Genomic DNA, 14,282 nt, shown 5'->3' with positions numbered 1-14,282 from the left:
GCCTTGAGTGAGAAAACTACCGTTAGCAGCGGAAATACAAGATGCCCAATGCGCCCGGATCTCCCGGCTTCTTGCTCTTTTTCGTGATCGCTGGCAGATCGATGTTCTTCACATTCCCCCAACCAAAACCAGAAAAAATCCCTTCAGCAAGACGAACAAACCCCATAAACTTCCTGGATATGTTGAATGCAATCACGCCAAAAATAGCGGCAACTATAGCCCCCCGCCCGCATACATATAAAAAATCCCCAACCAGTCATCAACAGGATCAAAGAAAGACATGACCACCCCCAAAAGAATCATGACCAACATCAATAGCGAATATATTAAAATCCACCATCGCGCCGTCGCCTTATAGTGTGCATATCGGCCTCTACTGCAATGTGGATGTAGCGCCACGATTCGGTCCCTGACACGTCTGATGCCAAATGCATGCCATATCTGGCCAAATTGCTCTGCGACAATCTCGACTTCGTCGCCCTCTTTGAAAACGGATACCCATACCCACGCGCGAATACTCTTCCCATCCAGCTCAAATTCAAGCAGATCAGGGTCCTCGGCGGTATCGTCCGCAGACGCGGCCAGCCCGACAGCCACACCGCCAAGCCCCGCAAGGCCAGCCGCAACGGCCGTTACCCCCATCGATGTCCGCTCAGCATCTGTAAACAAAAACTCTTGGGACTGCCTCGTGCTACGAAGATTCCGGATATGCCCTCTCAATAGTTGAGTAGGGGAGAGTTTTTCCGTGTATACCGCCATTAATTCTCACCATCAACTAAAAAAACACTGCCGAGTTCGCGCGCTACCATTAGTAACGAAAATACAGGACACCCAACTCCCCAGGATCTCCGGGCTTCTTACTCTTTTTTGTAATCGCCGGCAAATCTATGCTCCTTTCATTTTCCCAACCAAATCCAGAAAAAATTCCTTCTGCAAGACGAACGAATTTCATCATCTTTCTACCTATACGCACCGAAATTATTCCCGTAATGGTCGCAACTATCACCCCGCCACCCAAAAACAAATTCAACACACCAAGCCAATCACTCTCACCACTAAAATACAAAACAATTACAGCAAAAATATTAAAGCACAGTAAAAATACGCCCGTCAGTAAAATCCACCATAGCGCCGTCGCCTTATAGTGCGCGTATCGGCCTCGACTGCAATGTGGATGTAGCGCTACGATTCGGTCCCTGACACGTCTGATACCAAATGCATGCCATATCTGGCCAAATTGCTCCGCGACAATTTCGACTTCATCGCCCTCTTTGAACACGGATACCCATACCCACGCACGAATACTCTTCCCATCGAGTTCAAACTCAAGCAAATCAGCGTCCTCGGCGGTATCGTCCGCAGATGCGGCCAGCCCGATAGCCACGCCGCCAAGCCCTGCAATGCCAGCTGCAACAGCCGTTACCCCCATTGCTGTTCGATCAGCATCACTAAACAAAAATTCCTGGGACCGCCTCGTGCTACGAAGATTCCGGATATGCCCTCTCAATAGTTGAGTAGGGGAAGATTGTGCCGTGTCTGCCATCATTAACCCATTCAGTCAGCCGAAAGGCCCATTACCTTCAATGCCTTCTCAAATTCGTCGCTCTGCTTTCCCGCATCCCAAGCGGGATTTGCAGGTTTTCGTCCGAACGCACATTTTTCAAGCCATGTCTGTAAATCATCGTCTGAAAAATACCAAATTAGAAACTGGATAGCGACCACCGCCAGTGCAACCTCCCAGCCAGTCATGATCAAAACGCTCCGACCGAGGAGCAACAATGCCCCTCGCGAACCGATTGCCACACCTGCCTCTTCCGCTGCTGCACCAACTGCCGCTCTGCCGGCCGCATTTGCCGCCTGCTGTCGAGCACGCCACTCGCCAGCCTCCGCAACCTCGGATGTCGTGAACGATCCGAGTCTGGCGGTCGCACCTGCAATGCCCGCAGCACCTCCCCACGACCAGGCACAATCATGCTCGCCTGATTTTCTTGCCTCCAGACCGCGACGATCGAGTCACGCTACAACTCATGTAGTTTAGGTAAGGCTCGAAATCAGGTGACAACCGCAGGTCGCCCGGTGACCGTGCCGGGCAATCGGAACACCATTATCTGTCATCGATTCGTCGCCCTCTTCGATCAAATTCGGTTTGACGTCTGGGTGTTGAGGGCAAGTTACCTCGTCCCCTTGCGAGCAACGAATCGACCGTCGAAACGCATCGTCGACGAACCCGTGATCACCTTGCCGCCGTGGTCTGTATCGTCACCGACGCGGATGAGATTCATCATCGTAGAATACCTTACGGACGATAGCGAAAATAGTGAATTCCATATTCGAGATCTCGATTATCCGGTCTCATCTGCTTCGACGAGCGCACGAGATTAATCCTACGTACGTCGCTCCAGCCGTAGCACGAGAAAATTACTTCGGCCAATCTAGCAAAGTGCTTCATCTTCAGATAAGCACGGTGAAATAATATCCAAAAAACAATCAATGAAAAAGCCCAAGCACCAGTCATCACCAAAATATGCGTACTCAAATCAATCCTCTCGTGGCCTCGGAACATCAAGGCCGTTACAATGCCACTACAAAATCCCCACGTGATTAACATGAATTTCATAAGCCAGCGATAAAGTGCCGATCGCCCTCTCGTCGCATGCGGATACACTGCCACCATATCGTCCTGAACTCTCCGGACTGAATAGGCAAAGTACCGATCACGCGGCCTCGGTTCGGCAATGATCTCGACATCATCACCGTCTTTCATCGGCATCTTCCAGAGCCACCCCTCGATCTGCTTGCCGTCGAGTTCAAATTCCACCCAGTCCGCTTCTTCCTCCGAATTCGCAGAAGATTGAATTAACCCAATTGCAGATGCACCCATGCCCGCCAATGCTGCGCCAGCAGCCGTCGCTTGTATGTAGGCATGCTGCGCTTCACTTAAAACGAAGTCCTGCTGGCGACGCCGGCACTTAAGGTTACTGATCGTGCCTCGCAGCACCTGAACCGCATATTCTCGCTCAGAACTCATGCCATCTCCGTCATTGCCTTATCAAAGGCTTTTTCCTGCTGTTCCATCTCTGTGTATTTTTCGACGCCGTGATCTTTCACTCGAAGGATAGCCTCTTTCCCAGGACCAAATACACAGCGAGAACACCAGGACTCCAACTCATCGGGGGTTAGGGTATCCGCAAGTGCCTGCAATGCGAACAATCCAATCGTCGCTTCCCACGTGATTAGCATGCTCACCGCTCGGAGCGATGTAACCACCGCCGCTCGCGATGCAACAGTCTCGACCGCCATGACGAGGACACGATTCCCTGAGCGAGCCGCCAACTTCTTGAATAGCGGTGCAGCAGTACTAATGGCGTCGATCACGAACGCCGTGCCGCTGGCTACCCCTAACCCAGCCTTCACGCGCAACGCCAGCAGCATCGGTTTATGGGGCTCGCCGCCAGCATTCTCGCCAATTTCATTCATCAACTTGACCAGATCTTTGCTGGCCGAACCCGACGGCGAGGTTTGACGGATATGTAAGGGATAGCGCGTGGCTTCCTGCTCCCAAATGGTGTCGTCAGTCGCACGCCCATACTCATCTACCGCGATCGGCTTAGCGGGTGGAGCGAGCAAGTCAGCCTTCAAGCCCGGCTGGTACTCGACGATCTGGTCTATACCGGCCTGTGTTGCAACGGTCGCATGTCCAGCCTCGCCTTTCTGCATACCGAACATGCCACTTCCTGTCTTGATCCACGTAGCCGGCATGATGACCTGCATGCGTTCGCTGCGCAGCTTCGAGGACGTCGCATACTTCTGAAAAACCTCTTTGATCCACGGATATTCGGAGAAAGCGATGAAGACCCGCGTCACCTTCTCAGGCTTCTCTATTGAGATAACATCCATAGGCACGGCACCGCCGCCCTGTGCGCACGCCGGGTCTGTCTTCGGTACCGACGGCAACGGGATCGTCTGCTTCCAGAGCCGTCCGTCTTCGGTCACCCGATAGGCTTCCCAGTAGTTGCGGCCACGTGCCCCCTTCTCGTAGAAAAGATAAAGCCAGCCCTCTCGGAGCGTTCTGAGGCTGTAGTGATGCGCGCTCAGTGCGATGGTGCGCCACGACCAGGCACAATCATGCTCGCCTGATTTTCCTGCCTCCAGACCGCGACGATCGAGTCACCCTACAACTCATGTAGTTTAGGTAAGGCTCGAAATCAGGTGACAACCGCAGGTCGCCCGGTGACCGTGCCGGGCAATCGGAACACCATTATCTGTCATCGATTCGTCGCCCTCTTCGATCAAATTCGGTTTGACGTCTGGGTGTTGGGGGCAAGTGACCTCGTCTCCCTTGCGAGCAACGAAACGGCCGTCGAAACGCATCGTCGACGAACCCGTGGTCACCTTGCCGCCGTGGTCTGTATCGTCACCGACACGGATGAGATTCATCATGGATAATGCCCCAGCCTTGAGCGAGAAAACTACTGTTAGTAGCGGAAATACAAGATGCCCAATGCTCCCGGATCTCCCGGCTTCTTGCTCTTTTTCGTGATCGCTGGCAGATCGATGTTCTTCACATTCTTCCAACCAAAACCAGAAAAAATTCCTTCGGCGAGACGAACAAACCCCATAAATTTTCTGGATATGTTGAATGCAATCAAGCCGAAAATAGCGGCAGCCATACCTCCCCCCCCGGCATACATATAAAAAATCCCCATCCAGTTATCAACACCCTTTAATGGAATTGTAATTGCACCCAAAATAATCATAATCGACATCAACGATGAATAAATCAAAAACCACCATCGCACCGTCGCCTTATAGTGCGCATATCGACCTCGACTGCAATGTGGATGTAGCGCCACGATTCGGTCGCTGACACGTCTGATGCCAAATGCATGCCATATCTGGCCAAATTGCTCTGCGACAATCTCGACTTCATCGCCCTCTTTGAACACGGATATCCATACCCACGCACGAATACTCTTCCCATCCAGTTCAAATTCAAGCAGCTCAGCGTCTTCGGCGGTATCGTCCGCAGACGCGGCCAGCCCGATAGCCACACCGCCAAGCCCCGCAAGGCCAGCCGCAACGGCCGTTACCCCCATCGCTGTCCGATCAGCATCTGTAAACAAAAACTCTTGGGACTGCCTCGTGCTACGAAGATTCCGGATATTCCCTCTCAATAGTCGAGTAGGGGAGGATTGTGCCGTGTCTGCCATCATTAATCCACTCAATCAGTCGAAAGACCCATTATCTTGAATGCCTTCTCAAATTCGTCGCTCTGCTTTCCCGCATCCCAAGCCGGATTCGCAGGTTTTCGTCCGAACGCACACTTTTCAAGCCATGTCTGTAAATTATCGTCTGAAAAATACCAAATCAGAAACTGGATAGCGACCACCGCCAGTGCAACCTCCCAGCCGGTCATGATCAAAACGCCCCGACCGAGAAGCAACAATGCCCCTCGCGAACCGATTGCCACACCTGCCTCTTCCGCCGCTGCACCAACTGCCGCTCTGCCGGCCACATTTGCCGCCTGCTGTCGAGCACGCCACCCGCCAGCCTCCGCAACCTCGGATGTCGTGAACGATCCGAGTCTGGCTGTCGCACCAGCAATGCCCGCAGCACCTCCTCTTGCCAGGATCACAATGCGGCTCCCACTACCAGCAAGACGAGCAAGCAGTGGAGCCGACGATGTAAGAGCTGTAAGAAGATACGAGATGCCCGTACCAATACCGAGCATCGACTTGAGGAAATAAAAGGCTGCAACACCGAAGCTACCACCTTGAACCTTATCAATACCCTTTCGGAAATCCACGACCCCTTGAATCACCGCCGAAACTCCCCCCAAGAAGCTCGTAACTGCCTTCAGGTTGCGCAGCGTCTGTGCTGCATCACTCGAGAACGCCTTGAGCGCCTTCTCCGAAACCGTAAAAACCGCACCCACCACCGACACCCCGGATGCAACTAGCAGCGCATAGTCATCGCTATTTTTATCCGCTTTGGCAAGCAAGCATCCGAAATTCAGCATCTCGATTACCACCAGCGTACTGGCCAACCGGGCATTCAATTGCGTCGACGCTCCCTTTTGCGACTTGCTGACCTCCTCCCACATGTCCGTCAAACTCTTGACACGCTTATCCGATCCTACGGCTTGCAGCGAACGCACATACGCCTGAGGCGGCGGCATACCCTGCTGCCGCAGCTCACGATAGCCCATCTGCAAAGCCAGGCGCATCGCGGGCTCGGCTACCATCGCGGCCTTGATGAGCTTGACCGTGTCCGCCTGCGCAATTCCGCCTCGTATCATCAACGTGCCACGAATCAGATACATCCCGACGCTGTCAGCCAACTCCGCACTTTTACTCCATTTGAACAGGCCATTGCCCATCGTCACGGCGAGTTGATCGGCATGAATGCCTTTCACCGCATACTCCGAACCCGACGCCGCCGTTGGGCCGCGCTTTAGCACATCGGTCATCTTGTCGCAAAACTTCAGGAAGGCCTTCCCATTCTTGACAAGATACGATGAAACGAAGTCGGCCCAATGACTGACCTGATCGCCGACACTCGCCGGCTGTGCCTTATATTCGGTAGCCTTCGCCAGCAGCGCCTTGATTTCCTCCTTCTGATCCTGCTGGTTGTACGCATAGGCCCGCCATACCAGACTCGACGGTTGCGTGGGATCCATGTTGTTGACCAAATCTTCAATCAACTTGGCACCGTTTTCCTCCGACGGCAAACCCCACAACGCAGCATCGATGACGGCGGCAAAGGCCAGTCCATCCTGGAAATCGTTTTCGTGATAATCATGCAGCGTGACCAGGAACGTCGATGCCTTCAGCCACGCGCCGATATCCGGCGTTCGATTGGCCTGCAACTGATGCGAAGCCTTCTGCACTGACTCGTACCACGGCCGAAACACGCCCAGCGTGCGCGGATCGAGTTTGCCGTAATACTTCGGCCAAGCGGCATCGCCTATCTTCTTTGCCTCGGCCGGTGTGATCACCCCAGCGGCAGCAATTTTCTTGTCGGACATCGCTTGCTGCTCCGGAGATACGACCAGGGCATCAGGAACCCCGTCTGCAGCATACGGATTATTCTTCATCGCCTCCCAACCAGCCGTCAACGCCGACCGCAAACGGCTTTTCGACTCAACGGCACCGTTGCGTACCGCTCCTTCAGCAGCGGTAATCGACTCGAGCGCGTCGATCTGTCTCACCCGCTCACGCGTGTACGTCAGTAACCAACTCCCGGCGTCGTTTCGGAAGCCGTTCAATTCATGAACGTTCCCGATCCCGTCCCACAACGCTAATAACATCGGCGGATGATGCTTGCCCTTATCGAGTTGGCCGACGTCGCTCATCACCCTGATCAACCCGTCACTGGCCGACCGAGGAGAAGCCTGACGAATATGCAACGGGTAACAGGTCGTCTCCTGGCGCATTACTTCCGGCTTGTATTTGCCAGTTTCGTCGCTCAGCGTCTGCACAGGCGGCTGCAACAGTTTGGGATCGAGAGCCGGCATATATTCGATGATGTCATCGATACTTTGTCGGGTTGCAACGATAGCGTGCCCTTGCGCATCGTGGCCGGCCGAGATCCATTTCGACGGTTCGATCCATTGCATACGTTGCTGACGAAGCCCTGCATCTTTCTTGTACAGTTCGAACGTATCGCGATGCCACGCATGCTGCGAAAACGCGATATACACACGGTCGGTACACTTCTCCGGCTTCTCGATCGCGATGATGTCCATCGGCACCGCGATTGCTTTCTTTGCACACGCGGGATGAGTGGTCGGCTCGTCCGGTAACGGGAGCGATTGCTTCCACAAGCGCCCGTCCTCCGTCACGTTGTATGCTTCCCAGTAGTTGCTGCCTCGCGCGCCCTTTACGTAGAACAGATACAACCAACCGGCACGCAACGTGCGCACCGCGTATCGATGTTCAGTAAGTGTGACGTCGGTCACCCCATGGCCGCCAATGCCGGCCGGCAATTTTGCCGGCACGGTATTCGGCACGACCGTGTACCGAACCGGCAAGATGGGCAGCCCCGTCTTTTCGCAGTTGGCGCACTGGTTTGCTGTGTCCATTCGCTCTCTCGATATGGGAGTTAGGTTTGTTTTGCTAAGGCTAGGAAGATGAAACGTTCACTGACTCGTCGTACCACATCCCCTGTCGAATCGCTTCGATTTCGTCTTCGCTTAATTCACCGACTGCTGCCGTATAGAACTCGTCCGGCGGACGCTGGCGCAATGCTTGCGCAACGCTCGGATGACGATCGAAATATGGATGCCATGTCAGCGCATGGCCGATGAATGCGATTTTGTCCTCACGATCAACAAGTCCATGCTGTTCCGCGCGGGTCGCGCTCGCAATCGCGGTCTCCACTTCGCTGGATCGCGGCTGCCGTTGCGTAGCCAGCATATGCAATGCAAGTGCTCGATTGACCAGCCCATGGCGGTGAATGTCAGGCCACTGCCTATCGGTCAGACCCAGCTCGGTACGCAACGCAGTTTCCGATGCGTAGACGCATGGCTTTGCACAGGCATCCAGCGCGTGCCAGGCCTTGACCGGGCCGAGCAAGGCCCGCTTTTGCCCATCCGACAGAATCGGCCACATCAGGCTCAGCGCACGGGCGTCGTAGAAGCGCAATGCGCATCGGCGCCCCTGATCGTCGATTTGCAGTACGTTGTCCGACCAATATCCGGCGATCTGTTCTAGTGCCGCATCGCTCACCAACCAGCCCCCGATTCGCTGACCCAGCCCCTTTGCTACCGCGTCCGGTTGTCGATCTGAGAAGGCCACCCGAACGCTTTCAACCAGCAACGCCACACCTTCGGATGTCGACAAATTCAATTCGACCAAATATGGGCAACGATCTTCAGGAAAGGCCTCATGCGCGATCGCGATGACTGCGCTAGGCTGATCATCAAACGAAGGTGCACCTTCATCGTTTCGAGGCAACGCACGCTGGCTCGGATCGACAACAAGACAACAGCGCGATTCATTGTGCTGGTCGAAATAGGCACGCAAGACACTCACCATCGAGTCGACGGACTTACGGTACACGTCTTCAATCGATTCGAACGCTTCCATCCAGTCACTCCAATACGATACTCGACGCGCTATCGGCCGATGCCGCAGCAGTCTTCCACGAACAGCCCTTCGGCACGCTCGCAATCGGTGAAGGCAGACGCATCGACGACGCGCCCGGTTTGTCCCAATTCGCACACTTCTCGAGAATCTGCCCGCTCGTCCCGTTCTCGATCAGATCGGGCGTGATCTTGATGTACGAACCGCCTGCACCGATCCAGATCTCCTTCTCCGCCGAAATGACGACTTTCCCGTTCGAGCTCGTGATCGTCACGTCGTTGAGCGCGGCAAGCTTCATCTCGTCGCTCTGCGCCTGGATCTCGACCTTGCCCTTCGCAGCAAACAGCTTGATCCCTGCGTTCTGCGCGAACAGGCTAATCTTCTCCATCACACTCGCGATCAGCGATTTGCCGGCCGCCACGTGCACGCTCTTGCCACTGACGATATTGACCTGCTGGTTCGCCGTGACCTGCGCCGATTCCTGCGTCGACAGACCCACGCCCGCAGGACTCGCCATCAGCATGATCGGTGTCGAAAAGCCGTTGGCGTTACCCGTGCCGCCGCCGCCAGTCCGACCGCCGCTGCCGGCGCCGCCGCTCACGCTATAGTGCGTCGCGTCGGTGAACTTCTTGAGTGCGTCCTGTCCTTCCTGCAAACTTTCGGCCTGATTCGCCGAGCTCGCCTGCGACGTCAAATCCACAACGGTTTCCGCACTGGCTAACTGCTCGGACGCTGCCGTTACGTTCAACGGCTGGTTCGCCGCTGTCGGGTGGGTAGATACGAACAAGCCCTGTCCCGCCCGAATGGCACCATAGGCGTCTGATTTGAGGTCGAACCCGCTCCCAAGGAAAGCACCGCGCGTATTGTCGGTCTGCTGGATCAGGTACCCCAGGTGCAAGTGGGACTGATAGCTGCTCGAGTAAAGGTGAACCCGATTCTGCTGCGTCGAGTCGTCCATTACGAGCTGGTTGTAGCCTGTGCCGCCGTACTCCCGCGAGCGCTGACCGGACAGCAAGCCGTTCGTGTGCCACACCGGCTGCGTAGCTCCCCCGTACATTCTCGCGATGATGACGGGCCGGTCACAGTCACCTTCCATGAAACCGACGACCACTTCGTCGCCCTTGCGCAGCGGCTGAATCCCACCTCGATTCGAGCCTGCATCCAGGAACGTCGGGCGCACCCAGCACGATGCACGTTCATCCTGGCCATTGCGGCGATTCCAGTGGAACCACACCTTCACCCGGTTCAGCGAATCGGTGTACACCTCTTCCCCGCTCGGCCCGGCGACGATTGCATTCTGCAACTGCATCACCGGCTTCTTGTGTTCGAACGGGCTACGGAACGGGACGTTGCGCGGCTGCGCCTCAACCACCACCTGGAAAAAACCTTCGCTGCCGTCTGCGTGGCGAACCGTCGCGCCAGCCTTCGCTTGGGCAACTTCCGCAGCCAGCCCGTCGGGAAATTGATCCGCCTCGTCCAGACCAGGCAGGTTATTGCAAATCAGCCAGTCAACCCCGAGCAGAACAAATTCACGATCCGGTTGACTGCCCGCATCATGCACCGGATGACCGCGAAGCTCGAAGCGTCGCCCCGGCATCGCGCAGCGCAAGCCGCCTATTCCGTGAAAACGTTTCATCCGCGATTTGCGCTCTTCAAGTCGAATCTGGACAAGGCGCTCACCTTGCTCACGGTCCGACCACATGTACGCGCCCGGGTAGTCGTAGATTTCCCCGTCGGTCGCCAACTGGCCGTCCACGTCGGTCACGCCCTGTACCTGCCGAGGAAGATCGGGCCGCTTATAGTCGAACGAGCGCGACGTCAATTGCGCACTGTCAATCTGAAGCTGCTCCTTCCACTGCGCGAACCCGTCCAGTTCCCCGCTGATTTCCGTAGGGCCGAACTCGACAACGGGCTGTTTGAGTTGCGGGACGAAATAAACGTCGTCCGTCAAAACCATCGTGTGCGATCGGCCATTTTCGGCTTGCTCGAAGTACGGAAATACGCCTGCCTCCTCCATGCTGCGATAGACGAAATTCAGATCGTATTCCCACTGCACGCGATTTGAATAGGACGGCAGAGGCTTGTGTAGATCGACGCGGAACGCACCCCGTGCTTGCGGGTGCTCGTTAAAGACGTCCACCAGAATCTGCTCGCCGTTCTGCTCCTGCCAGTCGCGCATGTCGCGGCGCAGGCGCAAGAAATAGAGCCAGGACGAGAACGCTAGCTTGTAAAAAGTCAGCGGCCCATCCGCGCCCAGTCTGCTGAATCGGTGAACGTAGCCATGGATCGGCATGTAGGAGCCGTCCGTCTGCTGGATCCAGAGCGTGACCGGCTTGGCCAGTAGCGCACTCAGTTCAATTTGGCTACCGCGTGGCGAAACGGCATCAATCACGAATTCGTAATCGCGACCGAGTCGAGCCGTTCCTTTCACATAAAGCGGCAATAACCAGTCGACTCCAAGCGGCGTGTCGAGTTTGACAAGACGATTGTATTGCACGTCGCCCAGACGCAACGTCTTGTAAAGTGCGGTGTGGCCCATGCAGCTTTCCCTTGGTTGGTATACAGGTGGGGTTTCTGCCGAGCGCTGATTATAAATGCCTTTCGGCACAAGACGATAGCGGGATCGGCCGACTTCACTTATCTCAAATAAATATGAGAGCGTGAAATTGGCACTTCAATTTACCGGCATCGCACAAGTCTAAAAGTAAATATTTCCGATATCTCTCCGTTCGTGTAAAACCTACTCTGTCGTAAATAGACTCACCCCGCCCGCGCAATCCGGAACACCGACATCGCCTGCCTCGAGCTCACCTGATGCTCGAGCGCGGTCGCGGCCGCACTCGCCTGTTCGACGAGCGCCGCGTTCTGCTGCGTCATCTGGTCCATCTGTGCGTAACGGCCTGCCCGACCTGGTCGATCCCGCGTTCTGCTCGACGGTCGCCGTCGGGATCTCGGTCATGATCGTCGCGACGCGCCGCACCGACGACACGATCTCGCCCATCGCGTGCCCCGCGTGCGTCACGAGCGCATTCCCGTCGCGCACGTCGTCGATCGATGCGCCGATCAACTGGCGAATCTCGCGCGCGGCACCCGCGCTGCGCTGCGCCAGCGTGCGCACCGCGCCCGCGTTCGCTCGCTCCGGCCGACTCCACCGCCGCGTTCAGCGCGAGGATGTTGGTCTAGAGCGCAATGCCGTTGATCATCCCCTCCGCGATCTTCTGCGAGCTCGTGTCGATCACGCGCATCATGTCGACCGCGCGGCCGACCAGTTCGCCGCCGTGCTGCGCGAGATCCGCGGTGCTCGCGGCGAGCGTGCTCGCCTGCTGCGCGTTGTCCGCATTCTGGCGCACCGTCGACGTCAGTTGCTCCATGCTCGCGGCCGTTTCCTCGAGCGACGCGGACTGCTGCTCGGTGCAGCTCGACAGGTCGAGGTTCCCTGCGGCGATCTCGCGCGCGGCCGTGTGAATCGCGTCACTGCCGTCGCGCATGCCGGTGATCGTCTTCGCGAGCCCCGCCTGCATCCGTTTCATCGCGGCAAACAACTGACCGATTTCGTTGCGGCCGGCGTCGGGCACCGTCACGGTCAGGTCGTTCGATGCGATCCGGCCGACGTGTCGACGCCGAACACCGAGATGTCGCGACTGTCGCTGTTCGACACGTACGCATACGTCGCGGCGTGCACGAGCGATGCACTCAGCACGAATGCGGCAGACGCGACGGCGCGCGATGCTGTCTTCTTGTTCATGTGGATTCGCAATGCGAGGAAGAAAGAAGCCATTGACGTGATTGCGGCGCCGGACAACCTCGGCCGTCCGGCGCCGCGATTGACAACGCAACCGGTCAGAACACCGCATGCCCGCTGATCAGGCTCGGCAGCCAGGTCGAGAAGAACGGCATGTACGTGACGATGTTGATCGCACTGAAGATCGCGAGGTAGTACGGCCACGCCATCTTCGTCGTCTCGCCGATCGATACGTTGCCGATCGCGCAGCCGACGAACTGCACGGAACCGATCGGCGGGTGCACGAGGCCGAGCGAGCAGTTCAGCAGCAGCATGATCCCGAACTGCACCGGCCCGACGCCGCACGCCATCGCGATCGGCAGGAACAGCGGCGTCGTGATCAGGATGTGCGCGGCCATGTCAACGAACGTGCCGAGGAACACCTGGATGATGTTGATGTACAGCAGCATCAGCCACGGCGCAGCGGTCGACTGCTTCAGCAGCCCTTCGATCGCATCCGGAATCTCCAGGTACGACATCTGGAAGCGCAGCATGTTCGACACGGCGATCAGCAGCAGCACGACGCCCGTCGTACGCGCCGCGTGCGACAGCGCGCGGCGCAGCTTCTCGACGGTCAGCGTGCGGTACACGATCGCGGTCAGCACGAGCGAATACACGACGGCGATCGCGGCAGCTTCGGTTGCCGTGGCGATGCCCTTCGCGACGCAGACGAGGATGATCGCGATCACCATCAGGCCCGGCACCGCGCCTACGAAGCTGCGCAGCACCGCATACCAGCCCGGGAACGACGGCAGCGCGGACGAGCCGTCTTCACGGCGCGGATAGCCGTGACGCACGGCCTGCCAGTACGCGGCGGCGAGCACGAAGCCCATCACCCACAGCACCGGCAGCAAGCCGGAGAACAGCAGGTCGCCGATCGACACGCCGCTCACCTGCTGGCCATGCAGCATGCCCGTGATGCCCTGCGCGGCGAACGCGTAGATGATCATGTTGGTCGACGTCGGCATCAGCGCGCCGGCGAGCGACGCGTGGGTCGTCACGTTGACCGCATAAGCCGCGCTGTAGCCTTCGCGCTTCATCAACGGAATCACCACGCCGCCCATTGCCGACGTATCGGCGGTCGGCGAGCCCGACACGCCGCCGAACAGTGTTCACGCGACGACGTTGGCCATCCCGAGGCCGCCGCGGAAATGGCCGACGGTCGCCTGCGCGAAGCGCAGGATCCGGTCGGCGATGCCGCCGTGCAGCATCAGCTCGCCGGAGAAGATGAAGAACGGCACCGCGAGGAACGAGAATGCGTTCATCCCCGAGATCATCGACTGCATCGCGGTGGCGATCGGCAGCCCTTCGACCATGTAGGTCAGCACGCATGCGAGCCCGAGCCCGAACGACACGGGCACGCCGAGCACGAGGAATATCAGAAAACTGACGGACAGGATCGCGAGTTCCATGGC

12 protein-coding genes and 3 pseudogenes are annotated in these 14,282 nt (G+C 57.1%); all 15 read right to left on the bottom strand.

Going from position 1 to position 14,282, the window contains the following annotated elements; translation table 11 throughout:
- Window positions 1–22: 22 nt before the first annotated feature.
- Complete coding sequence (locus tag C7H84_RS37695; protein ID WP_346428407.1) at window positions 23–196, bottom strand: hypothetical protein; 174 nt, start codon at window positions 194–196, stop codon at window positions 23–25.
- Window positions 197–213: 17 nt separating this feature from the next.
- On the bottom strand, window positions 214–759 hold the full coding sequence (locus C7H84_RS31380) for a putative type VI secretion system effector (protein WP_346428406.1): 546 nt from the start codon (window positions 757–759) through the stop codon (window positions 214–216).
- Window positions 760–808: 49 nt separating this feature from the next.
- Complete coding sequence (locus tag C7H84_RS31375; protein WP_121862440.1) at window positions 809–1,546, bottom strand: putative type VI secretion system effector; 738 nt, start codon at window positions 1,544–1,546, stop codon at window positions 809–811.
- Window positions 1,547–1,554: 8 nt separating this feature from the next.
- Window positions 1,555–1,749: a hypothetical protein gene (locus C7H84_RS31370; protein ID WP_121862569.1), complete on the bottom strand. Its 195-nt coding sequence runs from the start codon at window positions 1,747–1,749 to the stop codon at window positions 1,555–1,557.
- Window positions 1,750–2,034: 285 nt separating this feature from the next.
- Window positions 2,035–2,285, bottom strand: a pseudogene (locus C7H84_RS31365) (PAAR domain-containing protein).
- Between the two features lie 11 nt (window positions 2,286–2,296).
- Window positions 2,297–3,028: a putative type VI secretion system effector gene (locus C7H84_RS31360; protein WP_121862439.1), complete on the bottom strand. Its 732-nt coding sequence runs from the start codon at window positions 3,026–3,028 to the stop codon at window positions 2,297–2,299.
- Window positions 3,025–4,152: a T6SS effector BTH_I2691 family protein gene (locus C7H84_RS31355; RefSeq protein WP_276208428.1), complete on the bottom strand. Its 1,128-nt coding sequence runs from the start codon at window positions 4,150–4,152 to the stop codon at window positions 3,025–3,027. Before C7H84_RS31355 ends, C7H84_RS31360 begins: the two co-directional genes overlap by 4 nt.
- Window positions 4,153–4,188: 36 nt before the next feature.
- Window positions 4,189–4,440: a PAAR domain-containing protein gene (locus C7H84_RS31350; protein ID WP_121862437.1), complete on the bottom strand. Its 252-nt coding sequence runs from the start codon at window positions 4,438–4,440 to the stop codon at window positions 4,189–4,191.
- A gap of 35 nt (window positions 4,441–4,475) precedes the next feature.
- Complete coding sequence (locus C7H84_RS31345) at window positions 4,476–5,213, bottom strand: putative type VI secretion system effector (protein ID WP_121862436.1); 738 nt, start codon at window positions 5,211–5,213, stop codon at window positions 4,476–4,478.
- Between the two features lie 8 nt (window positions 5,214–5,221).
- On the bottom strand, window positions 5,222–8,083 hold the full coding sequence (locus tag C7H84_RS31340; RefSeq protein WP_121862435.1) for a T6SS effector BTH_I2691 family protein: 2,862 nt from the start codon (window positions 8,081–8,083) through the stop codon (window positions 5,222–5,224).
- Between the two features lie 40 nt (window positions 8,084–8,123).
- Window positions 8,124–9,089: a DUF4123 domain-containing protein gene (locus C7H84_RS31335; protein ID WP_121862434.1), complete on the bottom strand. Its 966-nt coding sequence runs from the start codon at window positions 9,087–9,089 to the stop codon at window positions 8,124–8,126.
- A 4-nt stretch (window positions 9,090–9,093) separates the two neighbouring features.
- Window positions 9,094–11,625: a type VI secretion system Vgr family protein gene (locus C7H84_RS31330; RefSeq protein ID WP_121862433.1), complete on the bottom strand. Its 2,532-nt coding sequence runs from the start codon at window positions 11,623–11,625 to the stop codon at window positions 9,094–9,096.
- Between the two features lie 221 nt (window positions 11,626–11,846).
- Window positions 11,847–12,697, bottom strand: a pseudogene (locus tag C7H84_RS31325) (methyl-accepting chemotaxis protein); the annotation flags it as partial.
- On the bottom strand, window positions 12,670–12,831 hold the full coding sequence (locus C7H84_RS37315) for a hypothetical protein (protein WP_240462154.1): 162 nt from the start codon (window positions 12,829–12,831) through the stop codon (window positions 12,670–12,672). The pseudogene C7H84_RS31325 and the gene C7H84_RS37315, both read right to left, overlap by 28 nt.
- Window positions 12,832–12,926: 95 nt before the next feature.
- Window positions 12,927–14,279: pseudogene (locus tag C7H84_RS31320) on the bottom strand (TRAP transporter large permease).
- Between the last annotated feature and the right edge of the window lie 3 nt (window positions 14,280–14,282).

The organism is Burkholderia sp. Nafp2/4-1b, from assembly GCF_003635165.1.
Taxonomy (GTDB): domain Bacteria; phylum Pseudomonadota; class Gammaproteobacteria; order Burkholderiales; family Burkholderiaceae; genus Burkholderia.
Note: the sequence above shows the minus strand (reverse complement) of the source record. Positions and strands in the feature narration are given on the sequence as shown.